Origin of the sequence: Kitasatospora sp. NPDC005748, from assembly GCF_040630735.1 — a bacterium.
Lineage (GTDB): Bacteria > Actinomycetota > Actinomycetes > Streptomycetales > Streptomycetaceae > Kitasatospora.
Genome location: NZ_JBEXYD010000071.1, coordinates 1 through 24029, shown reverse-complemented (window position 1 = coordinate 24029; position 24029 = coordinate 1). Strand labels below are relative to the sequence as shown.

The window sequence follows — 24029 nt, the reverse complement described above, 5'->3', positions numbered from 1 at the left end:
CAGTGACTGTACGCGGCGCACTTGAACGTGTTCAAGTCGAGCTGGAGCCGCCTCCCCTGGTGCTCGCGCCGCAGGCGGCGCACTCTGGAGAAGGAATCTCTGGAGGTGATCCGCCATGCAGACACTCGTTGGTTGGCACATCGAGATGGAGTTCCGTGAGGAGGGGGCGCGGACGGCCGCCGCCGCCCTGCTGAGGCTCGGCGACGGAACCGAAATCCGCGCCCACGGCTACACCAGCCGCCACCCGTCGGACCCGGAGCAGCTGCGGGTCGGCGAGGAGGTCGCCGCCGCCCGGGCGCTCAACGATCTCGCCTCGCAGCTTCTCACCAAGGCCCACGGCGAGATCCAGGACGCCAGTCCCGTCCCGTCCCACCCGCTGTCGTGACGGCGCCGCAGGTCGGTGCCGGCTCCGGGGCCGAGGAGCCCAGAAGGGCCCGCATCCCGCTGATCTGTCCGCGCTGCGGGCGGGAGCAGCAGGTCGTCCCGGGTGGTCCCGACCGGGCCGTGCGTGTCGTGCACGCCGGGACCGGCCGGGAGGCCTGCGAGCCGGGCGACCTCGCCACGGCTCCGGACGACGTGGGCTGAGCCGGGCCCGTCCGGCCCGAGGACGAAGGCGACCCGACAGGCGTAGGCGAACCCACGGGCGCAGGCGAACCCACGGACGACGGCGGTGCCAGGACCGGTCCCGGCACCGCCGTCGTCCGCCTCGCGGCCTCTCAGTTCGGGCAGTACGACGTCGGCAGCTGCCACTCCGGCCCGACCAGCCGCTGCTCCACCCGGCTGAGCGTGATCCGGATGCCGACCGTCCCCGACAGGCCGAGCCGGAACCGGCTGCGGGCCAGTGCGATCAGGGCGGTCATGCCGTACTTGTTGATCAGCGAGGTGCGGTAGCGCGCGGTGTCGTCCGGGTCGCAGACCGTCGCCCGCGCGGGCAGCTGGCGCCCGGTCGGGCGCCCGTGGGCGTCGCAGGGGCCGACCAGCACCCGGGGGTGGCGGCGGATCCGCTCGGCCTCGCCGGAGTGGGCGGGGGTCCAGATGCCGAGCGCCGTGCCGTCCGCCACCACCCAGATCGCCGAGCGCAGCCGGCTGCCGTCCTCGTCGAAGGTGGTGAGCAGGAGGTATCTGGTGTCGGCCAGCCGGTCGGTACGGTCGTGCACGATGTCCTCCCTGTCCAGGGGCCGGGCGCGGTCCGTTGCCGCGGCGCCGGAGCTGGCGGCTCAGTGACCGTGGCCGCCGGTGATCTCGTGGTACTCCTCGGCGGTAGGCCGGGGGATCCTGGCGCCCTCGCCGTGCAGTCCGCGGGAGAGCCTCGCGCGGACGCGGGTGAGCGCGCCGACCGGGTGGGCCACCCCATTCTCGTCCACCGGGGCCGGTAGTTCGAGGGGGCGGGGCTGCTCGTGGGCGGTCAGCCGGTGCAGTTCCGCCGGCGCGAGCGGGGCGTGCGCCTCGGTGAACTCGCCGTGCGGCAGCCGCCTGATGAGGCCCGTCTCCCGGCCGTGCAGCACCTTGTCCCGGTCGCGCCGCTGGAGGCCCAGGCACCACCGCTTGGTGATCACGAAGACCACCACCGGCACCACGAAGAACCCCACCCGGACGGCGTAGGTGATCGAGTTCAGCGACAGGTGCAGACGGGTGGCGACCAGGTCGTTGCCGCCGCCGATCAGCATCACCAGGTAGAGCGCGATCCAGGCCGCGCCGAGTGCGGTGCGCACGGGGGCGTTGCGCGGGCGGTCCAGGAGGTGGTGCTCGCGCGCGTCCTCGGTCAGCCAGGACTCGACGAAGGGGTAGACCGCGATCGCGCCGAGGATCACCGGGAAGAGCGTGAACGGGATCAGCACGCCCAGGTTGAGGGTGTGCCCCCACAGGCCGACCTCCCAGCCGGGCATCACCCGGATCAGCCCCTCGGCGAAGCCCATGTACCAGTCCGGCTGCGCGTCGGTGGACACCTGGTCGGGGCGGTACGGGCCGTAGGCCCAGATCGGGTTGATCGAGGCGACGGCCGCCATCAGCGCGATGATGCCGAAGACCAGGAAGAAGAACCCGCCGGCCTTGGCCAGGTAGACCGGCATCAGCGGCATGCCGACGACGTTCTGCTCGGTCCGGCCGGGGCCCGCCCACTGGGTGTGCTTGTGGTAGAAGACCAGGATCAGGTGCGCGACCAGCAGGCCGAGCATGATGCCGGGGATCAGCAGCACGTGGACGGTGAAGAACCGCGGCACGATGTCGTGACCGGGGAACTCGCCGCCGAACAGGAACATCTGGACGTAGCTGCCCACCAGCGGGAGGGCCAGGACCACGCCCTCGACGAAGCGGATGCCGGTGCCCGAGAGCAGGTCGTCGGGCAGTGAGTAGCCGAAGAAGCCGTCCAGCAGGCCGAGGAAGAGCAGCAGGAAGCCGAACAGCCAGTTGATCTCGCGCGGCTTGCGGAACGCCCCGGTGAAGAACACCCGCATCATGTGCACGAACATCGCCGCGACGAACACCACGGCCGCCCAGTGGTGGATCTGCCGGATCAGCAGCCCGCCGCGGACCTCGAAGCTGATGTCCATCGTCGAGGCGTAGGCCTCCGACATCGGCACGCCCTTGAGCGGGACGTACGAGCCGTCGTAGATCACCTCGCCCATGCCGGGCTTGAAGAACAGCGTGAGCCAGACGCCGGTCAGGATGATGATGACGAAGGTGTAGAGGCAGATCTCGCCCAGCATGAAGGACCAGTGGTCCGGGAAGATCTTGCGCACGTTCGCCCTGGCCAGGGTGTAGACCCCCAGCCGGCCGTCCGCCCAGTCGGCGGCCCGCCGGCCGCGTCCGGGGTTCTGATTCCGGGTCATTTCCACGCACCTCGGTCCATGAAGCGGGGATCGTTCCCCGCTTCGAGCTGGGACCAGAGTAAACGGGGCCCCCTCCCCGTTTCTACCCGGGGTGCCGCTGTCGTCTCCACGGCGACCCGGAATCGGCGAGCGGCGCGGAAGCGACGCCCCGGAATCGGCGAGCGCGCCGGAAACGGCGAGTGCCCCGGAAACGGCGAGCGGCCCGCCCGGTGTCGAAACACCGGACGGGCCGCTACGCACCCTTTGTGTGTTCCCCGGAGGGTCAGTGCACCAGCACCGGCACCTCGTTGCTCTCCACCGCACCCGACCCCGTCGCCGCCTGGTCGGGGCGACCGGCGTTGATCAGGGTGAAGGCGATCGCCGCGGCGGCGACCAGGATGCCGAAGGACCACCAGATCGCGGTCGAGAAGCCGTGCACCATGCCCTGGAACTGCGCCGCCTGGGCCGCGGCCGGGCTGGTCACGGCGGTGGCGTGGGAGGCCAGCCAGGTCGCCGTGGCGCTGGCCGCGATGGTGTTCAGCAGCGCGGTGCCGATGGCGCCGCCGACCTGCTGCGAGGTGTTGACCATGGCGGAGGCGACACCCGCGTCGCGGGGCTCGACACCGTGCGTGGCCAGGCTCATCGCGGGCATGAACGCGGTGCCCATGCCGAGGCCCATCAGGATCAGACCGGGCAGGATCAGCGCCGGGTAGGAGGTGTCCAGGCCGATCTGGGTCAGGATCAGCATGCCGACCGAGGCGACCAGGAAGCCGGGCGCCATCAGGTAGCGGGCCGGCACGCGGGTCATCAGCCGGGCGCCGATCTGGGTCGAGCCGGTGATCATGCCCGCCACCATCGGCAGGAAGGCGACGCCGGTGAGCACCGGACTGTAGCCGAGCACGATCTGCAGGTAGTAGGTCAGGAAGAGGAAGAGGCCGAACATGCCGATCACGGCCAGGCCGAGCGACAGGTAGACCCCGCCGCGGTTGCGGTCCAGGACGACCCGCAGCGGCAGCAGCGGCGCCTTGACCTTCATCTCGACCACGGCGAACGCGGCCAGCAGCACGGCGGCGGCGGCGAACAGGCCCAGCGTGGTGCCGGAGCTCCAGCCGTCCGACTCGGCGCGGGTGAAGGCGTAGACCAGGGAGACCAGGCCGGTGGTGACCAGCAGCACGCCGGGGATGTCCAGGCGGTTGCGGTTGCGGCCCTGGGCGGGCTCGCGGATCACCATGACGGCGCCGACGGCGGCGACCACGGCGAACGGGATGTTGACGAAGAAGGTCCAGCGCCAGTTCATGTACTCGGTCAGCAGGCCGCCGAGGATCAGGCCGATCGCGCCGCCACCGCCGGCGATGGCGCCGTAGATGCCGAACGCCTTGGCGCGCTCCTTGGCCTCGGTGAACATCACGGCCAGCAGCGAGAGCGCGGCCGGGGCGAGCAGGGCGCCGAACACGCCCTGCAGGGCGCGGGCGCCGAGCAGCATGGCGGTGTTAGCGGCGGCGCCGCCCAGCGCGGAGGCGAGGGCGAAGCCGGTCAGGCCGACCACGAAGGTCCGCTTACGGCCCCACAGGTCGGCGATCCGGCCGCCGAACAGCAGCAGGCCACCGAAGGCCAGCGCGTAGGCGGTGATCACCCACTGGCGGTTGCCGTCGGTGATGCCGAGGTCCTTCTGGGCCGACGGCAGGGCGATGTTCACGATGGTGGCGTCGAGGACGACCATCAGCTGGGCGAGGCCGATGAATATCAGGGCCTTCCAGCGCCGCGGATCGGGCTGGGTGGCCGGCAGGGCGTCGGTTTTTGGCATGGGAGTACTCACTTCGGGGTGCGGTGCGTACGGATCAGGGGAAGTCGGGCGTGCGGGCGGGCACGGTCGGCCCCGGCCGCCGGTGCGGCAGTGGACCGGCGGACCGTCGGTCAGCGCTCGGCGCTGCGGGTCAGTGCTCGGGGTGGAAGTCCTCGAAGGTCGCGGCCCGGCCGGGCAGGGTCGAGCGGGCGGGCGCCCGCAGGCCGTCCAGGAACAGCTGCAGGTGCCGGTGGACGAAGCCGTCCAGGAACTGGCAGGAGGTGCCCGGCAGGGGGCGGGTGAGCTGGCTCATCGCGATGAACAGGTCACCGGGGTCGACGTCCGGCCGCAGTTCGCCGGCCTCCTTGGCGCGTGCCATGAGGTCGTCGACGGCGGTCACCAGTCGCTCGCGCGCGTCCGTCAGGTCCGGATCGAAGGGGTCGACCCGGTTGGTGAGGATCGGGCACAGGGCGCCCATCTTCTCTTCGACCGTGGCGTGCGCGAACCGCTGGAGGGCGTCGAACGGGCCGGAAGCCTCCGCCGTCGCCGATTCGGCGATGGCCAGGATACGGCCCTTGATGAGCAGCGCCACCTCGCGGATCAGCGCCGAGCGGTCCGGAAAGTTCCGGTACAGCGTGGCGTTGCCCACGCCGGCCCGCTTGGCGATCTCGTCCAGCGGCGCGTCCGCGCCGTGCTCGACGAGGGCGTCCCGCGCCGCCAGCAGGATCCGCTCACGGTTGCGAGTCGCGTCCGCGCGCAGCTTCGGCGTGCGGACGGGCTCCGCGGTGCGGGTCGCCGTGGTGACGGTGCTGCTCACTTCTCGCTCCTCCCAGCATAGCGGGGAAACTTTCCCCGTTTAGGCCTACGAAGGAGCAAACGGGGATTCGGTCCCCGGAAATTCCCCGCTGAACGTGACCTGCGTCACATCCACCCGCAGGGTGGAAGCGCGGCGTCAGACCCGCGCCGGCCGGCGCAGCGGGATCTCGAAGTGGACGGTGGCCACCCCGGGGCCGTGCTCGCCGCTCGGGCGGGCGTCGTGCACCTCCTCGGCGAGGCTGCGCCAGAATGCCTCGGCGCCCGGGACGGCGGCGTTGGTGTGCAGGTAGAGGTGCCGGTAGCCGCCCTCGTCCACGGCGAACTCGCATGCCCGGCGCACCAGCTCCCGGGCCAGTCCGTGCCGGCGGTGCTCGGTCCGGACGTAGACCCGGACCAGCTGCGCGGTGGTGCCGTCGGGGTAGCGCTCGGCCAGCTCGCGCGGGTGCGGCGGGTGGACTGGCCCGCGGGAGTGCAGTGCGGTGGTGGCGACCACCTCGCCGTCCCGGGTGGCGACCAGCAGGGCGTGCCGGGGGTGGTCGAGGTAGTGCGCCTGGAGGTCGACCACGTCGGCGTGCCAGTCGGGGACGTAGCCGTAGCCGAACTCGCGGTAGAAGGTGTCCAGGATCAGCCGGCGGGCACCGGGCACGTCCTCGGGCAGGGCGTGCCTGATCGCATAGGCATCCGGACGGTCCATCGGAGGGCTCCACGGGTCGGGTCGGGGCTGGGTCCCCGTCACCGTACCTGAAAACGAATGTCATCTGACGCCCTGTCGGAGAAGCCGTGCGAGCGTGTTGAAAATGAAAACGAATGCCGTTACGGTCGCCTTCGGCACGTCGGACCGGCTTGCCGCGCGCGTCGTCGAGAGGGAGATCCGTGGCGCATCTGCTGGTGATCGAAAGCTGGGTCGGCTCCATGAGCAGACTGCTGCCCAGGGCCTTGGGGGAGAGCGGCCACCGCTTCACCTTCCTCACCCGCGACCTGCACCACTACCTGCGGGAGGCGCCCACCGACGGCCCGCACCCGCTGCTCGCCGCGGAGAACGTGCTCACCGCCGACACCAACGATTCCGCCGCCCTGCTCCCGTACGTCGAGCGGCTGCACGGGGTGCTCGGCTTCGACGGGGTGATCTCCTCCTGCGACTACTACCTGCCGCTGGTCGCCCGGGTCGCCCGCCGGCTCGGGCTGCCCGGGCCGGCGCCCGAGGCCGTCGCCGCCGCCTGCCGCAAGGACCTCACCCGCCGCGCGCTCGCCGCGGCTGGCGTCCCCGGGCCCGCGTACGCGCTCTGCGCCGACCGGGAGCAGGCCCTGGCCGCCGCCCGGGAGCTCGGCTTCCCGCTGGTGGTCAAGCCGGTGGACCTCTGCGCCGGGATGCTCGTCCGCGCGGTCGCGGACGAACGCGAACTGGCCTCCGCGCTCCGGGCCCTGGAGGCCTTCCCGGTCAACGCCCGCGGCCAGCGCCGGGCCCCCGTCGTCCTGCTGGAGGAGCTGCTGACCGGCCCGGAGGTCAGTGTCGAGACCGTCTGCGCCGACGGCGAGACCGTGGTGGTCGGGGTCACCGACAAGAGCGTCGGCGGTGCGCCCGCCTTCGTCGAGACCGGCCACATGTTCCCCGCCGTGCTGAGCGCCGAAGACACGGCCGCCGCGGCCGGGACGGCCGTCGCCGCGCTGGCCGCCCTCGGCCTGGACCGGGTCGTCGCGCACACCGAGATCAAACTGACCCCGACCGGGCCACGGGTGGTGGAGGTCAACCCCCGCCCGGCCGGCAACCGGATCACCGAGCTGGTCCGCCGGGTCACCGGCGTCGACCTCGCCGCCGCCTGCGTGGACCTCGCGCTCGGCCGCCGTCCCGACCTGACCGTCCACCGCACCGGGGTCAGCAGCGCCGCGATCGCCTTCCTCGTCCCGGCAAAGGGGCAGACCGGCCTGCTGGAGGGCTTCGAGGGCGAACCGGCCGTCCGGCGTGACGGCGCCGTGGTCGAGCTGGCCCTCGCCGCCCCCGGGCGCGACGTCCGGCCCGCCACCAGCAACAACGAGTACCTCGGCCATGTGATGACCACCGACACCGGCGGCACCGGCGCCCGCCGGGAGGCCGAGCGGCTGATCGCCGGGCTGACCCCCCGCTACACCGCCGACGGCCCGGACGCGGGGCCCGCCGGGTCGAAGGGCCCGCCCGCACCCCTCCGGTCCGACCGCGCCGCCGGGGCGGCGGTGTCCGGATGACCACCACCCTCCCCGGTACGGCCCTGGACCGGATCGCCGGGCGGGCCCGCGCCGGAGCGTACGGGCCTGACCCGGCCGGGCAGCGGATCGCCCTCGCCTTCACCACCACGCAGGCCGTGCGGCACGCCGGACGCGCCCGCGGCTACCGCAACGAGGTACTCAGCCTGCGCCTCGGCGCGGCCGTCGGCTCCTGCGCGGTCGAACCCGGCGAGCTGCCCGCCGAGGCGCTCACCGACTGCGTCGGCGCGTCCGTCGCCGAACTGCTCGACCACCCGCTCGTACCGGTCCGGGTCGCCGCGCTCGACGCCTACCTGATGCGTTGCCGCCCGCACGGCCCGGCCCACGGCGCCCGGCCGGTGACCGTTCCGGCCGGTGACTCGCTGGCGAAGTCCCGGGCCCGGGCGCGCGCCGTCGTCGGCCTGCTCCCGGCCGCGACGACCGGCCGGGTGCTGGTCGTCGGCGTGGTCAACTCCCTTCTGGAGCAGCTTCGTTCGCGCGGCCTCGGGTACCTGGCCTGCGACCTCGTCGGCGGCACCACCGAGTGGGGCGAGACCGTCCACCCCGACGCGTCCGCCCGGCTCGACGAGTGCGACGCGATCCTCGCCTCCGGCATGACCCTCGGCAACGGCACGCTCGACCCGCTGCTCGCGCACGCCCGCGCCACCGGCAAGCCGCTGGTGCTCTTCGCCCAGACCGGCAGCGCCGTGCTGCCCCGGCTGCTCGGCGACGGCGTGAGCGCCGTCAGCGCCGAGCCCTACCCCTTCTTCTGGCTCGACGGCGGCCCCAGCCCGCTCCACCTGTACGGCGGGCACCCGCCGGCCGGCCGGGCGGACGGCGGTGGCCGGTGACCACGCTGCTCGCCCCCGCGGCCCTCGGCAACCCCGACCTGCTGCCGCTGCTCGGCCGCACCCCGCTCGCCCGGATCAGCACCCCGCTGCCGCACCCGCACCCCGGCTTCTGGGCCAAGCTGGAGGGCCTCGGCGCCGGCGGGATGAAGGCCCGGTCCGCCGTCGCCATACTCCGCGGCGCCCACGAACGCGGTGAACTCCGGCCCGGCGCCACGGTGGTGGAGTCCACCTCGGGCACCCTCGGCATCGGCCTCGCCTTCGCCGGTCAGGCCCTCGGCCACCCCGTCGTCCTGGTCGGCGACGCCGAACTCGAACCGTCCATGCGCCAGTTGCTCCACTCCTACGGCGCCCGGCTGGAGCTCGTCGACCGGCCGGCCCGGTACGGCGGCTGGCAGGCCGCCCGGCTGGCCCGGCTGCGCACCCTGCTCGACCAACTCCCCGGCGCCTACTGGCCGGACCAGTACAACAACCCCGACAACGCGGCCGGCTACCGGGCGATGGCCCGGGAGATCACCGCCGAGCTCGACCACCTGGACGTGCTGGTGTGCAGCGTCGGCACCGGCGGCCACAGCGCCGGGCTGGCCGAACCGCTCCGCCGCCGCTGGCCGGCCCTGCGGATCATCGGCGTCGACTCGGTCGGCTCGACCATCTTCGGCCAGCCCGCCCGGCCCCGGCTGATGCGCGGACTCGGCAGCTCGATCCACCCGCGCAACGTCGCCCACCAGGCCTTCGACGAGATCCACTGGGTCGGCCCGGCCGAGGCCGTGGACGCCTGCCGCAGGCTGGCCCGCGGGGCCTTCGTCAGCGGGGGCTGGAGCACCGGCGCCGTCGCCCTGGTCGCCGCCTGGGCCGCCCGGGTGCAGCCGGGCGCCGCCGTCGCCACCGTCTTCCCCGACGGTCCGCACCGCTACCTGGGCACCGTCTACGACGACGCGTTCTGCCGGCGGCACGGGCTGGGGGCGGAGCACGCCGCGCCGCGCCCGATCGAGATCCCGCACCCCGCCGCCGTCGAGGTCACCGGCTGGGCGCGCTGGCGCACCGGGCACGGCGGCCCGGCCGTCCGCCCCGACCGCCCGGCCCTCCCCGACCCCACGGACCGCCCCGGGGAGGGCCGATGAGGCTCGACGTACGCACCGTACGGCTCCGGCTCGCCGAACCGCTGCGGATCTCCCGCTCGGTGACCGCCGAGCGCGACGCCGTCCTGGTCGCCCTGCGGTACGACGGCCTCACGGGCCGCGGCGAGGCCGTCGCCAGCGGCTACCTGCGCCAGCCCACCGAGCTCATCCGGCGTGAACTCGCCGAGCTGCGACCGGCGTTGGAGCGCCTGCCGGATCCGGACCAGGCGCTCGCCGAACTCCGCCGCGGCGCCGCCCCGTTCAAGGAGCTGTCGGCCGGGGTGCTGGCCGCCGTCGAGGCCGCCCTGCTCGACCTGGCCGGCCGGCGGGCCGGTGAGCCCGTCCACCGGCTGCTCGGCCGGCCGGAGCCGGTGGCCGTCGCCACCGCCCGCACCATCGGCATCGAGCCGCCCGACCGGGCCGCGGACCGGGCCGCCCGGCTGGCCGCCGCCGGGTTCACCGTGCTCAAGGTCAAGGCGGGCTCCGCCGATCCCGCGGACGACCTCGCCCGGGTCCGCGCCGTCCGCGAGGCCGCCCCCGGGGCCGGGCTGCTGCTCGACCCCAACGGCGCCTGGACGGAGGAACAGGCCCACCGGCTCCTCCCGGCCTTCGCCGCCGCCGGCGTCGAGGCCGTCGAGCAGCCGATCGCCCCCGGCCGTCCGGACGCGCTGGCCGCCGTCGCCGAACGCTCACCGGTCCCGGTGATCGCCGACGAGGACGCCGTCGGCTACGAGGACGCCTGCCGGCTCGCCGGGCGCGTCCACGGGGTCAACCTCAAGCTCGCCAAATGCGGCGGCGTGCACCAGGTGCTGCGCATCCGGGCGGCCCTGCGGGGCAGCGGCACCGAGCTGATGCTCGGCTGCCTCGTCGCCAGCTCGCTCGGCATCGCCCCGGCCGTCCACCTCGCCGACCGGGCCCGCTGGATCGACCTGGACGGGCACCTGCTGCTCGCCCACGACCCCTGGCAGGGCATCGGCGGCAGCGACGGCGTCGTCCGCACCCCGGCCCGGGCCGGGCTCGGCGTCCGCCCGGCCCCGGCCGCCGGGCGATGACGCGCCACCGGCCGCCGCCCGCCCCCGCCCGCCCACTCCCCAGCGAGGCCCGATGACCGGCCACAACCTGCTCACCGACACCCCGGAGCTCTACGAACTCCGCTTCCCCGACCCGGGGTTCGTCGCCGCCCGGTGGGCCGAGTCGGTGCTCCGCGAGCACCGCGCCGGGCCCGAGGTGCTCGACCTCGGCTGCGGTACCGGCCGGGACGCCGGCTGGCTGCACCGCGCCGCCGGGCGGGCGGTGACCGGCGTCGACAGCTCGGAGGCGATGATCCGGCACGCCCGCACCCACCACCCCGGGCCCGCCTACCACGTCGGCGACATGCGGACCTTCCGCCTGCCCGGCCGCTTCGACGCCGTCCTCTGCCTGGACAGCGCCCTCCTCTACTGCCACACCAACGAGGACCTCGACGCGCTGTTCGGCCGGCTCCGCCGCCACCTGCGCCCGGGCGGCCTGCTGGTCGCCGAGCTGCGCAACGGCGCCTTCTTCCTCGGCCGCACCGACCTCCTCGACGCCCCGCGCACCGACCGCGTCACGCACGACGGCGTCACCCACACCTCGCACACCGTGCTCCGGATCGACCACGCCGCCCAGCTGCTGCGCCGCACCCGGACCTGGACGAGCGACGACGGCGCCCCGGCCGTCGTGCAGCACTCGGCCTGGCGGCTGCTCTTCCCGCAGGAGCTGCGCGGTCTGCTCGCCGCCCACGGCTTCACCGTCCTCGACCTCTACGACCGGCCCGGTCCGCGCACCGAACCGCCCTGGACCGAGGGCGCCCGGCCCGCCGACACCGCGGCGGACGACCGCCTCCACCTGGTCGCCCGGCTCCAGGGCCCGGTCGGCGACCGGCGGGGGAGGCGCCGGTGACCGCACCCGCCCGCCGGCCGACCCGGCCCGCAGGACCCGAGCGGCGCCGTCACGCCGGGTAGCCGCCCGCGCCCGGGCGGTAGCCGCACGCCCGGCGGCCCGCGCGAGCGCCGTCGCCCCTGCGCGCCGCGGCGTGCCCGGGTCGGCATGTCGGCCTAGGCTGAACCCGCCCGGGCGGCCGGTAGGCCGTGGGAGTCGGGAGGGGCCCGGCGGCCGGGCGCCGAGGAGGTGCGCGATGGGCAGCGGTGAGACCGCCAAGGTGCGCTGCGTGGCGGCCGTTCCGTGCTGGGTGAGCCTGATGGCGCGTGATCTCGACGCGGCGAAGGCGTTCTACGGGCCGCTGCTGGGCTGGGAGTTCCAGCCCGGACCGGACCGCTTCGGCCCGTACGTACACGCGGTGGCCGGCGGCGAGGCGGTGGCCGGTCTGGGGGTCGCCGGCGGTGCCTGGCAGATGCCCGTGGCGTGGACCAGCTACTTCGGGACGGAGAGCGCCGATGCCGCCGCCGACGCCGTCCGTGAGCGCGGCGCGACCCTGGCGGTGGGCCCGCTGGCCTTCGACGCCGGGCGGGTCGCGTTCGCCGCGGACCCGGCGGGCGCGGTGTTCGGGATCTGGGAGGGCCCGCTGGGCCGGGCCCGGCGCCTGGACCTGCCGGGCGCGCCGGTCTGGATCGAGCTGCGCACGCCGGACCCGTTCGCGGCCGCGCTCTTCTACGGCGAGGTGTTCCGCTGGGACGGCCGCGATCCGGAGCACTTCGAGGTGCGCTGGGAGCACGACCGGGTGGTGCTGCGGGCCGAGGGCCACAGCGTGGCGGCCCTCGCCAGGGAGCAGGCGGGCGGCCCGACCGGGCTGTCACCGCACTGGGAGGTGTCGTTCTCGGTGCCGGACACCGACGCGGCGCTCGCCCGGGCGGAGGAACTGGGCGGCTCGGCCCTCGGGGCGGCCTTCGACTCGCCGTACGGGCGGGTGGCCCGCCTCCGGGACCCGGAAGGCGGCCGCTTCGCGGTGATCAGTCCGAAGGCCTGAGGCCCGCACCGCCGTAGGGCCGCCGGGCGCCCTCGGGCCCGCGGCGGGCCCTGACCGGCCGGCGCGGCTACGGCCCCGGCTCGGCTGCCTCCCGCCGCCCGGCCCGCAGCCGCTCGCCGAGTTCGGCCCGGCCGGCGGCCGGCAGCGCCTTCCGGGCGAGCGGGAAGACCTGCTCCTCCTCCACCGCCAGATGCCGGCGGACGGCGTCGGCGAGGCCCTGGTACAGCGTGGCGAAGGCCGGCTCACCCGGTCCGACCCCTTGCAGGTCGGAGAGGTACTGGCCGATCGCGAGGTGCTGGTGGATGCTCGTGAACACCACCGCCCCGCCGTCCGGCACATCGTGCTGGACGACCGGGAACAGGTACTCCTCCTCGGCGGCGCAGTGGGCGAACAGCAGGTCGGTCAGCTGCCCGACCAGCTCGCCGCGCTCGGGCGCGCCGTCCGGCGCGGCCTCGATCCGGGCGAGCAGCTCCGTCACCGCCCGGTGGTCGGCGGTGAACTCGCCGAGGATGTCAGGCCTGCGGCTCATGGCGCGCCCGCCTCTCGTCCGGTGATCCCCCCGAACACCTCCAGTATCCGGCGTCCGGCACCGGTCGGGCCGGTCGTACCACCCCGGGTGACCGGCCGGGGACCCTGGGTGTCACGGGTCAGGGGCGGTCGCGGCGGCCGGCGAGGGCGAGCAGCCGGGTCTGCGGGCTCGCGCCGTCCGGCACCGGCAGCGGCGGGTCGAACACTCCGCTGCCGGAGAGGTCCCCGTACCCGGCCAGCTCGCCGAGCGCGAACTCCACCAGGCCGTCCGGCAGCCGGGTGCCCCGGCCGATCGCCTCGGCGAGGTCCCAGGTGTGGACGACGGTGTCGGCGGTGAGCTGGTCCAGGTAGTACTGACCGGAGGCGTCGCCGAACGAGAGGTGGACGGTCAGCTCGGTGGCGCCGGGCACCTCGAACGCGGTGCGGGCGGCCTCGGCGGCGGCCGTCCAGGCGGCGGCCGGGTCGGCGCCGAGGACATCGCCGTCGAACCGGCCGCCGACCTCGGAGACGGTCGAGCCCATCAGCAGCTCGGGCACCCAGAGCTGCTCGCCGGTGAGGAGGTTGACGAGGTCCCGCACCGACCAGTCGGTGCACGGAGTGGGCGCGTCCCACCGGTCGGGCCCGACCAGCCGGACGCGCTCGCCGAAGGCCGCCAGCGCCTCGGCGTACGGGGTGCCGGGCCGGGCCGGTCGCTGGAATTCCGTGTGAGCCATGCCTCCACCCTGCCCCGGTGCCCGGCCGGGCGCGACCGGTTGCCACGTACCGGTCGGCCGGTCCGCGTGCCCGTTCGCTCACTCCCCGCACTCGCGCCGGTTGTTCAAATTCGAACTCCCAGGTACGGTCGAACGGCGGCGGTTCGAATTTGAACGACCGGTTCGTCCGTAACCGTCCGTGACCCTTTTGCTTCGACCGACCCCGATCGATGGAGACGCGCATGCCGAGCACCAGCCCGAGCACGACCGCCCCCACCACCGCCACCGTCCTCCCGGGCCGGGCAGCCCCCGAGCCCGCGCTGACCTCGCCGCACGCCTATGACGCGGGCCTGCTCCTGCTGCGCCTCGCGCTCGGCCTGACCATGGCCGCGCACGGCAGTCAGAAGCTGTTCGGCTGGTTCGGCGGCGGTGGCCTCGACGGCACCGGTCAGTTCTTCACCATGAGCGGCTACCCGGCCGGCGACGCCATGGCCGTGGTCGCCGGTCTCACCGAGACCTTCGGCGGCCTCGCGCTCGCCGCCGGCCTGCTGACCCCGCTGGCCGCGGCCGCCATCCTGGGCACCATGGTCAACGCGCTCGCCGTCACCTGGGGCGGCGGCTTCTTCGCGCCCAAGGGCAGCGAGTACGAGCTGCTGCTCACCGCCGGCGCCGCCGCGCTCGCCCTGACCGGGCCCGGCCGGTACGCCGTGGACCGCTTCCTGCCCGTCCTGCGCGCGCACCGGCTCGCGTACGGCGCGGCCGCGGTGGTGGTCGGCCTGGTCACCGCCGGCGTCATCCTGCTGCTGCGCAAGTGATCCGCCCGGGTCCGGGGTCCGGGGGGCGGACCGCCCGACCCGTCCGACCTGCCTGACCTGCCCGGACCCGAGAGGCCGTCCGGCCCGCACGGCGACGTGCGCGGCTGTCGGCCGCTCAGCTCCCGGTAGGAGAACGGCCGTTGGGCCGAGGAAGTCGATTCCTCGGCCCAACGGCCGTTCGTCGTCACCGGTCCGGGGAGCCTGCCCCGGGGTCCGGCCCGAAGGCCGGCGTCCAGGGGCTTCACACGTCATGTGATGTATGCCATTGTACATGTCACACTCCCCACCGTGTGCACGACGGAGCCACCCCACGGCGCCGTCGCAACGGTCCTCACTCCCGTCAAGGCCGCGTCTCCCCAGCGCGGTTGAAGAAGGCCCGGAGGCCCCCACGTGAGAACCGCACGACCTTTTTCACCACTGCCTCAGTTGGCCAGGCTGGTGACGATCGCCCTGGCGATGCTCCTGGCGCTCGGCCTGTTCGCCCCGCGCGGCCAGGCCGCCCCTGCCCCGGTCCCGCCGCAGCCCGGCGGCGCCCCGTCCGCCACGGCGGCCGGTCCGGCCCCGCAGCCCGGCATCGGCGCCGCCGCGCAGGGCGACGGCCAGAACCGGTCCGTCCCCGCCAGTGACCGCGCCCCGCTCTCGGCCACCGCGCCCGCGGACGCCGCCTCGACGGGGGCGGCCGCCACGTCGGCCAAGTCCGCCGGGCAGCAGTCCGCCGCCGCGACCGCCGCGGCCTGCAACGTCGGCGACTTCACCAGCCGCACCGGCAGCGCCCTGGTCCAGCAGATCAAGTCCGCCGAACTCGGCTGCGTCAACCAGCTGTTCACGCTCACCGGCACCGACGCCAACAAGGCCTTCCGCGAGGCGCAGATGGTCACCGTGGCCAACGCCCTGCGCGACACCGCCGCCGCCTACCCCGGCAACAACACCACCTCCGCCGGACAGTTGGTGCTCTTCCTGCGCGCGGGCTACTTCGTGCAGTGGTACCACCCCGCCGACGTCGGCACCTACGGCACCGCCCTGCAGGCCGCGATCCGTGGCGCGCTGGACACCTTCTTCGCCAACTCCCACTCGCGTGACGTGAGTTCCGACAACTCGGGCACGCTGGGCGAGGCCGTCGTACTGATCGACAGCGCGCAGGAGAACGTCCGCTACCTGTACGTCGTCAAGCGCATGCTGGCCGACTACAACGCCGCCACCCACAACCCGGCCGGGATGGGGAACGCCCTCAACGGCGTCTTCACCGTGCTGTGGCGCGGCCACCAGATCCCCGCCTTCGTCTCGGCCGTCCAGGCCGACCCGAGCGTGCTGGACTCGCTGTACGGCTTCGCCGGCGCCAACAACGCCCTGCTCGGCGGTGACTACGGCTTCCTGGTCTACAACGCCACCCGCGAGATGGGCCGCTTCCTCCAGTACGCCCCGCTGCAGGCCAAGGACCGCCCGCTGGTCAAGGGCCTGGTCGACCAGTCATCGGTCGGCGGCCGCACCGCCTACCAGTGGGCCGCCGCCGCCGAGATGACGGCCGCCTACGACGCCGCCAACTGCTCGTACTACGGCACCTGCGACGCCGCCAACCGCCTCAAGGCGGCCAATCTGACGGTCAGCTACACCTGCAGCCCGAGCATCAAGATCCTCGCCCAGGCCCTGGACTCCACCCAGCTGTCCACCGCCTGCACCAGCCTGACCGGCCAGGACGCCTACTTCCACTCCGTGGTCCGCGACGGCGGCCCGGTGGCCAACGACCGGAACACCACCATCGAGGTCGTGGTCTTCCACGGCCGCTTCGACTACGGCGTGTTCGCCGCGATCATCTACGGCATCAACACCAACAACGGCGGCATGTACCTGGAGGGCGACCCGGCCGCGGTCGGCAACCAGCCGCGCTTCCTCGCCTACGAGGCCGAGTGGGTGCGTCCGGACTTCCAGATCTGGAACCTCAACCACGAGTACACCCACTACCTGGACGGCCGGTTCGACATGGCCGGCGACTTCAACGCCGGGATGACCACGCCGACCGTCTGGTGGGTCGAGGGCTTCGCCGAGTACGTCTCCTACTCGTACCGCAAGGTGTCGTACGACGCGGCGATGTCCGCCGCCGGCCTGCACACCTACAGCCTGAGCACGCTCTTCGACACCACGTACGACAACGCCGACCAGACCCGCGTCTACAACTGGGGCTACCTGGCCGTCCGTTACATGCTGGAGAAGCACCGCGCGGACATGGACGCGGTGCTCGCCAAGTACCGCGCCGGGGACTGGAACGGCGCCCGCGGCTACCTGACCTCCACCATCGGCACCCGCTACAACGCCGACTTCGACGCCTGGCTGACCGCCTGCGCGGCCGGCTCCTGCGGCACCGGCACCGACCCGGGCAACCAGGCGCCCACGGCGGCCTTCACGACCGCGACCGGCGAGCTGAGCGTCACCTTCGTCGACCGCTCCACCGACAAGGACGGCACGATCGCCTCCCGCGCGTGGAACTTCGGTGACGGCACCACCTCCACCGCCGCCAACCCGACCAAGACCTACGGCGCGGACGGCACCTACACCGTCACCCTGACCGTGACCGACGACAAGGGCGCCACCGCGAGCACCAGCCGGGCGGTCACCGTCTCGCGGATGCCCGAGTGCTCCGCCGCCGACACCCGCCTGCTCGACCGGAACTGCCGGCGCAGCAACCTGGCGGCGACCACCGGCAACTACGCCCACTTCTACCTCTACATCCCGGCCGGGACGAAGCAGCTGAAGCTGACCAGCACCGGCGGCACCGGCAATGCCGACCTCTACTTCAACACCGCCTCGTGGGCGTACACCAACGCCTACACGGCCCGGTCGGTCAACGCCTCCAACAACACCGAGACCCTCACCATCGACAACCCGCCCGCGGGTTACGTCTACGCCAGCCTCTACGCCCAGCAGGGCTTCGGCGGCGCGAACATCAAGGCCGAGTTCTGATCGGCCCCGGATGACCGGAGGCCCCGGGGGAGCGCGTGCGGCGCTCCGCCGGGGCCTCCCGCGTGGGCCCGGCGGCGGCTCGCGCCGGGGCTACCCGGCGACCCGGACCAAGGCCATCGTGATGTTGTCCGGCCCGCCGGCCTCGATCGCCGCCCTCCAGAGGTCGTAGACCGCGCGCCCGTCGGCCCGTTCCGATCCTTCGGCGGAGCCCGTCAGCAGCGCCGACAGCTCCTCCTCCGGCACCGGATCGGTCAGGCCGTCGCTGCACACCAGGTACCGGTCACCGACTGCCAGCGGCATGCCGCGCACATGCGGTTCGACGAAGGTCAGGCCGAACGAGCCGCCGAGCGACTGGGTGATCAGCGAGGTGGTCCGCCGCCCGGGGGCCGGCGGCGGACTGTCGTCCACGCTGATCCGGCGCAGGCCGTCCCGCTCCACCCGGTAGACCCGGCTGTCGCCGACGTTGAAGGCGACGATCCGCTCGGGGAGCAGCACCACACCCGCCACCGTCGTGCCCATCGCGGCGAGTTCCGGATCCTCGGCCGCCGCGGCGTACACCGCCTGGTTGCAGGACTGCAGGGCCTCCCGGACGGTCTCCTCGCCCTCCAGGCCCGGCCCGGCGGCGGCCAGCCGCCGGGCCACCAGCGCGCTCGCCACCTCGCCCCCCGGGTGCCCGCCGAGCCCGTCCGCCACCGCGACCACGCAGGGTGGTCCGGTCGGGAAGAGCAGGGTCTGCGGGTTGCCGGTCACGGTCGCGCAGAGCGTCCACGGCCCGACCGTCAGGCTGTCCTCGTTGTGTTCGCGCACCAGGCCCTCGTGGCTCAGCGCACTCACCGCGATGTAGGCCGCCATCGGCTCGCCGCCCTTCCGGGACTCCGGGTCGGCCGTCCTTGCTCCTCCCATTGTCCCGCCGGCCCGGGAAACCGCCCGGTCCGCCCCGGGGCCCTCAAGGCCTGCCCGGCCCGTGGGCCGGTACGGCCCCGCACCCGTGCGGTCCTGGGCGGCCCGCGGGGCGCGCAGGGGAATACCGGCGGATCGGCCGGTGCTAAGGTGGTTGAAACTTTGACGATCGGATCCTGCGCCCCGGGATTCACCAGGAGTGTGGTGAGCAGCATGCAGTTCGGAATCTTCACCGTCGGCGACGTCACCCCCGACCCGACCACCGGCCGCACCCCGACCGAGCACGAGCGGATCAAGGCGATGGTGGCCATCGCCCGCAAGGCCGAGGAGGTCGGCCTGGACGTCTTCGCGACCGGCGAGCACCACAACCCGCCGTTCGTGCCGTCCTCGCCGACGACCATGCTCGGCTACATAGCCGCGCGGACCGAACGCATCATCCTCTCCACCTCGACCACGCTGATCACCACGAACGACCCGGTGAAGATCGCCGAGGACTTCGCGATGCTCCAGCACCTCGCGGACGGCCGGGTCGACCTCATGATGGGCCGCGGCAACACCGGCCCGGTGTACCCGTGGTTCGGCAAGGACATCCGCCAGGGCATCCCGCTGGCGGTCGAGAACTACGCGCTGCTGCACCAGCTGTGGCGCGAGGACGTGGTGGACTGGTCGGGCCGCTTCCGCACCCCGCTGCAGTCCTTCACCTCCACCCCGCGCCCGCTGGACGGCGTCGCGCCGTTCGTCTGGCACGGCTCGATCCGCAGCCCGGAGATCGCCGAGCAGGCCGCCTACTACGGTGACGGCTTCTTCGCGAACAACATCTTCTGGCCCAAGGAGCACTTCCAGAAGCTGGTCGACCTCTACCGCGAGCGCTACGCCCACTACGGGCACGGCACGGCGGAGCAGGCCTACGTCGGGCTGGGCGGCCAGCTGTTCATGCGGAAGAACTCGCAGGACGCGGTGCGCGAGTTCCGCCCGTACTTCGACAACGCGCCGGTGTACGGCCACGGCCCCTCGCTGGAGGAGTTCACCGAGCAGACCCCGCTCACCGTGGGCAGCCCGCAGGAGGTCATCGAGAAGACGCTGACCTTCCGCGAGTCGTTCGGCGACTACCAGCGCCAGCTGTTCCTGATGGACCACGCCGGCCTGCCGCTGAAGACCGTGCTGGAGCAGCTGGACCTGCTGGGAGAGGAGGTCGTGCCGGTGCTGCGCGAGGAGTTCGCCAAGGGCCGCCCGGCGGGCGTCCCGGACGGGCCGACGCACGCGGCCCGGGTCGCGGCCGAACTCGCCGCGCAGGAGGAGACGACGGAGGTGGCCGAGTGAGCACGTACCGACTGGCGGTGGTGACCGCCGGGCTGAGCAAGCCGTCCTCGACGCGCCTGCTGGCCGACCGGCTCACCGAGGCGACGGTCCGTCAGCTCGGCGCGGCAGGCGGCGCGGTGGACGTCACGGTGATCGAACTGCGGGACCTCGCGACCGACATCGCGCACAACTTCGTGACCGGGTTCCCGGGCGCGGCCCTGCGCGAGGCGGTCGAGGCGGTGACGCGCGCCGACGGCCTGATCGCCGTGACGCCGATCTTCACCGCCTCCTACAGCGGCCTGTTCAAGTCCTTCTTCGACGTGATCGACCACGACGTCCTCGCCGGGAAGCCGGTGCTGATCGCCGCCACCGGCGGCACTCCCCGGCACTCGCTCGCCCTGGAGCACGCCGTCCGGCCGCTCTTCGCCTACCTGCGCTCGGTGGTCGTCCCCACCGCGGTGTACGCGGCGACGGACGACTGGGGCGCGACGGGGGACCGGCACACCGACGGCCTGCCGGGCCGGATCGACCGGGCGGCCGGCGAGCTGGCCACCCTGCTGGCCGGCCGCCCGCCGACGGCGGCGCCGTCACCGGCCGACACGCCGGCCGTGGTGCCGTTCGCCGAGCAACTGGCCGCCCTCCGGGCCTGACAGCACGAACGGGCGACGGCCGGAGCGGGACGAGAGCCGGAACGGGACGAGGGGCGGGCCGAGTGGCCCGCCCCTCGCGGGGGCGTCCGCCGGGCCGTGGCGCTGGGCCGGACGGGTGCGTGTTGATCGCGCCCTCATGTCCACTATGCGGTGTAATCGTACACATGATCAGATCACTGCCGGTCCGTCATGCTCCGAGCGCGGAGCCGCTCCGCCCCGCCGGCCGTCCGGTCGCGGACCGCCGGACCGGGCGGGGAAGCACGCGGGAGCCCTGAGGTGGAGACCGTCATGCCGCCCGAGAGCCCGAACGCGCCCGCCGGGGAGCCGCAGGCCGTCCTCACCCCGCTGACCAACGTCGCGATCTTCCTGGTGCTCACCATCGACCCCGGCGGTGAGCAGGCCGTCCGCGACCTGCTGCCCGACCTCGCCGGCCTGCGGCGCTCGGTCGGCTTCCGGGCCCCCGACGCCGGGCTGACCTGCGTCACCGGCATCGGCTCCGACGCCTGGGACCGCCTCTTCGCCGGCCCCAGACCCGCCGGGCTCCACCCGTTCCGGGAGGTGGCGGGCGCCCGTCACCGGGCCCCCGCCACCCCCGGCGACCTGCTGCTCCACCTGCGGGCCACCCGGTTGGACCTCTGCTTCGAACTGGCCGGCCAGCTCACCCGCCGGCTGTCCGGTGCCGCCACCGTCGTCGACTCCGTCCACGGCTTCCGCTACTTCGACGACCGCGACCTGCTGGGCTTCGTCGACGGTACCGAGAACCCCGAGGGGCGGGCGGCCGCGGCGGCCGTGGTGGTCGGCGCGGAGGATCCGGGGTTCGCCGGCGGCAGCTACGTCGTCGTCCAGAAGTACCTGCACGACCTCACCGCCTGGAACACCCTCCCGGTGGAGCAGCAGGAACGGGCCGTCGGCCGCACCAAGCTCACCGACATCGAGCTGGACGACGCGACCAAGCCCGCCGACTCGCACGTCGCCCTCACCACGATCACCGGCCCCGACGGTGAGGAGCGGCAGATCATGCGCTTCAACATGGCGTTCGGATCCTTCGACGGCGGCGGCGAGTTCGGGACGTACTTCATCGGTTACGCGCGCACGCCCGAGGTGACGGAGGAGATGCTGCGCAACATGTTCGTCGGCCGCCCGCCGGGCAGTCACGACCGGCTGCTCGACTTCTCCACGGCGGTGACCGGCTCGCTCTTCTACGTCCCGACCGCCGAGTTCCTCGACGGGCCGCCGGCCGCGCCCGCTCCCGCCGGCGCCCCGGCCGAGGTCACCGCCGCCAGTGCCGCCACCGCCCGTGCCGCCACCGCCAGTACCGCCACCGCCACCGCCAGTACCGCCACCGCCCCCTCCGCCGCCGACGGCTCGCTCGGCATCGGCAGCCTGAAAGGGACCCCTTCGTCATGAGCAATCTGCACCGCGACCTGGCCCCCGTCTCCGCCGCGGCCTGGGAGGAGATCGAGGAGGAGGCCCGGCAGACCTTCAAGCTCCACATCGCCGGCCGCCGGGTGGTGGACCTGAGCGGCCCCGAGGGCACCACCCTCGCCGCCGTCGGCACCGGCCACCTGACCGGCATCACCCCGCCCGCCGACGGGGTGCTCGCCCACGCCCGCGACTCCCAGCCCGTCGTCGAGCTCCGGGTGCCCTTCACCGTCAGCCGCGCCGCCGTCGACGACGTCGAGCGCGGCTCCCGCGACTCCGACTGGCAGCCGGTCAAGGACGCGGCCCGCACCATCGCCCTCGCCGAGGACCGCGCCGTCTTCGAGGGGTACCGGGCCGCCGCCATCGAGGGCATCCGCGCCGGTGCGAGCAACCCCGCGATCCAGCTCCCGGCGGATGTCCGCGAATACCCGAACGCGGTGGCGAGGGCGCTCTCCGCGCTGCGCCTCGCCGGAGTCGGCGGGCCCTACGCGCTGCTGCTCGGCGCCGACGCCTTCACCGCGGTCAGCGAGACCAGCGACCACGGCTACCCGGTGGCGGCGCACATCGCCCGGCTCCTCGACGGCGAGATCATCTGGGCCCCGGCCATCGAGGGCGCCTTCCTGCTGTCGGCCCGTGGCGGCGACTTCGAACTCGTCCTGGGCCAGGACATCTCGGTCGGCTACCTCTCCCACACCGCCGACTCGGTCGACCTCTACCTCCAGGAGTCGCTGACCTTCCGTCTCTACACGGCCGAGGCCGCCGTCGCCCTGGTCGGCCGGAGCCTGTCCGACCTGCCCTAGCGGAGCCGGGCGGCCGAGCGGACCAGCCGGGCGGCCGCCACCACCGGGAGGGCCAGGGTCACCAGGAGCGCGATCGTCACCGTGCGCGCGCTCAGGCCGCCGAGCACCACCGAGAGCACTGCCGCGACCACCGGGAGGACCAGGACGGGCGAGAGCGCGAGCAGCGTCGCCTCCCGCTTCTCCCGCCGGGACCACTGCGGGGACTTCCACAGCCGGACGAGCCCGACGACCGCGGCGACCAGTCCCAGCGGCGCCCCGATCACCGGGACGAGCGCGGCCGGCAGCGGTACGGCGATCAGGGCGGCGGTGACCGCGGTCCGCCCGCCGCTCTCCGGCACCGGCCGGTCGTCGCCCGGTTCCTCCGCCAGCGCGGCCGCCGCGATCTCGCCGGGCGCCCCCAACTGGTCCAGGACGCCGCGCACGCCGTCCCCGTCGAGGTGGCCGGCGTCCGCCAGTGCCACCTCGATGTGCTCGCGCAGGTCCGCCAGCAGCTCCCGGCGGTGGAGCTCGGGAAGCGCGGCCGTCAGCGCCTCGACCGAGGAGAGGTAGTCCCGTACGAGGGGATGGGCGAGGGTGTCCGTCACGGCGTCTCTCCAGGGGTGAGGAAGTGGTCGACGGCGGCGCGGAAGGAGGGCCAGCTCGTGGTGAACTCCTCCAGTGCGCTCCGGCCGGCGTCGGTCAGCGTGTAGTACCTGCGCGGCGGCCCGCTCTCGGAGTCCCGTAGGTGGGTGTCGGCGAGCCCGGTCCGCCGGAGGCGGGACAGCAGGGGGTAGATCGTGCCCTGGCTGGTGGCCATCACCTCGACCCGGGCGAGCTCCGCCAGCAGCTCCACGCCGTAGCGGGGTCCGTCCCGGAGCAGGGCCAGGACGCAGTACTCCAGCACCCCCTTGCGGAGTTGGCTCGCCACGGGCCCGTCCGCCGCAGGGATGCTTGCATTGCCAGCTACCATGCAAAGCAAGGTAGCACGCAGGGCGTGATGGCCGCAGCACGCCGCGAGCGTTTGGCCCGGTCGGGAGCCGCCGGACGGGTGGCCCCGGCGGAGGCCCGCCCGGAGGGTCCGGTGGATTCCGCGCGGGGTCCTGGACGATGCTCGCGGGCGCCCGGGGAGCCCTCGGGCTCGCCGGCGACGGGTGAAGGGTACTGAGTTCCTTTACGCGGGGTACTGAGTGCCGTATTCTCTGAGGCGAGCCTCTGACGCCAGTCGAAGAGAGCCGACACGGCATGCCGGTCCAGGTGGCGCCCGCTCCGCGTGCGGCGCGGCCGGGCCGGACTTGGCACTCAGTACCCTGGGCATGACCTGAGGCCATGGACCAGTGCACCCGTATCAGGAGAACCGCTCATGAGCTTGAGGATCGTTGTCTGTGTGAAGTACGTGCCGGACGCGACGGGTGACCGTCGTTTCGGGGACGACCACACCACCGACCGGGAGGGTGTG

Annotated in this window: 24 protein-coding genes and 1 pseudogene; 15 read left to right on the top strand and 10 right to left on the bottom strand. The window is 73.8% G+C overall.

All coding sequences use genetic code 11. The features are described from left to right. Positions 1-115 precede the first annotated feature (115 nt). Positions 116-385 (top strand): DUF1876 domain-containing protein, encoded by a 270-nt coding sequence (locus ABZ495_RS32140; RefSeq protein ID WP_329486993.1) that lies wholly within the window; start codon positions 116-118, stop codon positions 383-385. Further along, entirely contained in the window at positions 382-585 is a 204-nt protein-coding gene (locus ABZ495_RS32135) for a hypothetical protein (RefSeq protein WP_359839378.1), read from the top strand. The genes ABZ495_RS32140 and ABZ495_RS32135 overlap by 4 nt, the downstream gene beginning before the upstream one ends. Positions 586-716: 131 nt before the next feature. Here the strand turns inward: ABZ495_RS32135 and ABZ495_RS32130 are convergent, their stop codons facing one another. The 5 genes from ABZ495_RS32130 to ABZ495_RS32110 all read right to left on the bottom strand — a co-directional run bounded on the left by ABZ495_RS32130 (position 717) and on the right by ABZ495_RS32110 (position 6100). Continuing rightward, a complete protein-coding gene (locus ABZ495_RS32130; RefSeq protein ID WP_352296051.1) occupies positions 717-1157 on the bottom strand; it encodes a PPOX class F420-dependent oxidoreductase in 441 nt (146 codons plus the stop codon). A gap of 60 nt (positions 1158-1217) precedes the next feature. Next, positions 1218-2828, bottom strand: coding sequence for a cytochrome bc complex cytochrome b subunit (locus tag ABZ495_RS32125; RefSeq protein WP_359839376.1), 1611 nt, complete (start codon positions 2826-2828; stop codon positions 1218-1220). A 262-nt stretch (positions 2829-3090) separates the two neighbouring features. Further along, entirely contained in the window at positions 3091-4611 is a 1521-nt protein-coding gene (locus ABZ495_RS32120) for an MFS transporter (protein ID WP_359811282.1), read from the bottom strand. A 130-nt stretch (positions 4612-4741) separates the two neighbouring features. Beyond that, positions 4742-5407, bottom strand: coding sequence for a TetR/AcrR family transcriptional regulator (locus tag ABZ495_RS32115; protein WP_359839374.1), 666 nt, complete (start codon positions 5405-5407; stop codon positions 4742-4744). A 135-nt stretch (positions 5408-5542) separates the two neighbouring features. Beyond that, the gene (locus ABZ495_RS32110; RefSeq protein WP_359839372.1) at positions 5543-6100 is read right to left on the bottom strand and encodes a GNAT family N-acetyltransferase; all 558 of its coding nucleotides are present in this window, start codon (positions 6098-6100) and stop codon (positions 5543-5545) included. 179 nt (positions 6101-6279) lie between these two features. Between ABZ495_RS32110 and ABZ495_RS32105 the strand changes: the two genes are divergently transcribed. The 6 genes from ABZ495_RS32105 to ABZ495_RS32080 all read left to right on the top strand — a co-directional run bounded on the left by ABZ495_RS32105 (position 6280) and on the right by ABZ495_RS32080 (position 12533). After that, complete coding sequence (locus tag ABZ495_RS32105) at positions 6280-7626, top strand: ATP-grasp domain-containing protein (protein ID WP_359839370.1); 1347 nt, start codon at positions 6280-6282, stop codon at positions 7624-7626. Continuing rightward, positions 7623-8474, top strand: a complete 852-nt coding sequence (locus ABZ495_RS32100; RefSeq protein ID WP_352296037.1) for a DUF364 domain-containing protein — start codon at positions 7623-7625, stop codon at positions 8472-8474. Before ABZ495_RS32105 ends, ABZ495_RS32100 begins: the two co-directional genes overlap by 4 nt. Continuing rightward, positions 8471-9592, top strand: coding sequence for a pyridoxal-phosphate dependent enzyme (locus ABZ495_RS32095; RefSeq protein WP_359839369.1), 1122 nt, complete (start codon positions 8471-8473; stop codon positions 9590-9592). Before ABZ495_RS32100 ends, ABZ495_RS32095 begins: the two co-directional genes overlap by 4 nt. Next, positions 9589-10641, top strand: coding sequence for a dipeptide epimerase (locus tag ABZ495_RS32090; RefSeq protein WP_359839367.1), 1053 nt, complete (start codon positions 9589-9591; stop codon positions 10639-10641). Before ABZ495_RS32095 ends, ABZ495_RS32090 begins: the two co-directional genes overlap by 4 nt. A 52-nt stretch (positions 10642-10693) precedes the next feature. Beyond that, on the top strand, positions 10694-11509 hold the full coding sequence (locus ABZ495_RS32085; RefSeq protein WP_359839365.1) for a class I SAM-dependent methyltransferase: 816 nt from the start codon (positions 10694-10696) through the stop codon (positions 11507-11509). Between the two features lie 235 nt (positions 11510-11744). Further along, complete coding sequence (locus ABZ495_RS32080) at positions 11745-12533, top strand: VOC family protein (protein WP_359839363.1); 789 nt, start codon at positions 11745-11747, stop codon at positions 12531-12533. 67 nt (positions 12534-12600) lie between these two features. Here the strand turns inward: ABZ495_RS32080 and ABZ495_RS32075 are convergent, their stop codons facing one another. Both ABZ495_RS32075 and ABZ495_RS32070 read right to left on the bottom strand, forming a co-directional pair. Then, the gene (locus tag ABZ495_RS32075; protein WP_359811301.1) at positions 12601-13062 is read right to left on the bottom strand and encodes a hemerythrin domain-containing protein; all 462 of its coding nucleotides are present in this window, start codon (positions 13060-13062) and stop codon (positions 12601-12603) included. Between the two features lie 118 nt (positions 13063-13180). Next, positions 13181-13774, bottom strand: a complete 594-nt coding sequence (locus ABZ495_RS32070) for a TIGR03086 family metal-binding protein (protein ID WP_359839361.1) — start codon at positions 13772-13774, stop codon at positions 13181-13183. A gap of 221 nt (positions 13775-13995) precedes the next feature. Here ABZ495_RS32070 and ABZ495_RS32065 point away from each other — a divergent pair, with 221 nt between their 5' ends. Together ABZ495_RS32065 and ABZ495_RS32060 are read left to right on the top strand one after the other, a co-directional pair. After that, positions 13996-14568, top strand: a complete 573-nt coding sequence (locus tag ABZ495_RS32065; protein WP_329486979.1) for a DoxX family membrane protein — start codon at positions 13996-13998, stop codon at positions 14566-14568. Between the two features lie 456 nt (positions 14569-15024). Beyond that, the gene (locus ABZ495_RS32060; RefSeq protein ID WP_359839388.1) at positions 15025-17523 is read left to right on the top strand and encodes a collagenase; all 2499 of its coding nucleotides are present in this window, start codon (positions 15025-15027) and stop codon (positions 17521-17523) included. Positions 17524-17613: 90 nt separating this feature from the next. Here ABZ495_RS32060 and ABZ495_RS32055 read toward each other — a convergent pair whose 3' ends face one another. Continuing rightward, entirely contained in the window at positions 17614-18375 is a 762-nt protein-coding gene (locus ABZ495_RS32055; protein WP_329486978.1) for a protein phosphatase 2C domain-containing protein, read from the bottom strand. Between the two features lie 261 nt (positions 18376-18636). On the opposite strand from ABZ495_RS32055, the gene ABZ495_RS32050 reads away from it, so the two are divergent. The 4 genes from ABZ495_RS32050 (at position 18637) to ABZ495_RS32035 (ending at position 22594) form a co-directional block, all read left to right on the top strand. Continuing rightward, the gene (locus tag ABZ495_RS32050) at positions 18637-19743 is read left to right on the top strand and encodes an LLM class flavin-dependent oxidoreductase (protein ID WP_359811311.1); all 1107 of its coding nucleotides are present in this window, start codon (positions 18637-18639) and stop codon (positions 19741-19743) included. Beyond that, on the top strand, positions 19740-20372 hold the full coding sequence (locus tag ABZ495_RS32045) for an FMN reductase (protein WP_359839359.1): 633 nt from the start codon (positions 19740-19742) through the stop codon (positions 20370-20372). The genes ABZ495_RS32050 and ABZ495_RS32045 overlap by 4 nt, the downstream gene beginning before the upstream one ends. Positions 20373-20660: 288 nt before the next feature. Beyond that, on the top strand, positions 20661-21779 hold the full coding sequence (locus ABZ495_RS32040; RefSeq protein WP_359839357.1) for a Dyp-type peroxidase: 1119 nt from the start codon (positions 20661-20663) through the stop codon (positions 21777-21779). Then, positions 21776-22594: a family 1 encapsulin nanocompartment shell protein gene (locus ABZ495_RS32035; protein ID WP_329486974.1), complete on the top strand. Its 819-nt coding sequence runs from the start codon at positions 21776-21778 to the stop codon at positions 22592-22594. Before ABZ495_RS32040 ends, ABZ495_RS32035 begins: the two co-directional genes overlap by 4 nt. On the opposite strand, the gene ABZ495_RS32030 is transcribed toward ABZ495_RS32035, so the two are convergent. Continuing rightward, entirely contained in the window at positions 22591-23178 is a 588-nt protein-coding gene (locus tag ABZ495_RS32030) for a hypothetical protein (RefSeq protein ID WP_359811319.1), read from the bottom strand. The genes ABZ495_RS32035 and ABZ495_RS32030 overlap by 4 nt on opposite strands. Next, positions 23175-23543 carry a PadR family transcriptional regulator gene (locus ABZ495_RS32025; RefSeq protein WP_329486972.1) on the bottom strand — a complete coding sequence of 123 codons (369 nt, stop codon included), beginning with the start codon at positions 23541-23543 and terminating at the stop codon, positions 23175-23177. The genes ABZ495_RS32030 and ABZ495_RS32025 overlap by 4 nt, the downstream gene beginning before the upstream one ends. Before the next feature lie 390 nt (positions 23544-23933). Between ABZ495_RS32025 and ABZ495_RS32020 the strand changes: the two are divergent. Next, positions 23934-24029: pseudogene (locus tag ABZ495_RS32020) on the top strand (electron transfer flavoprotein subunit beta); the annotation flags it as partial.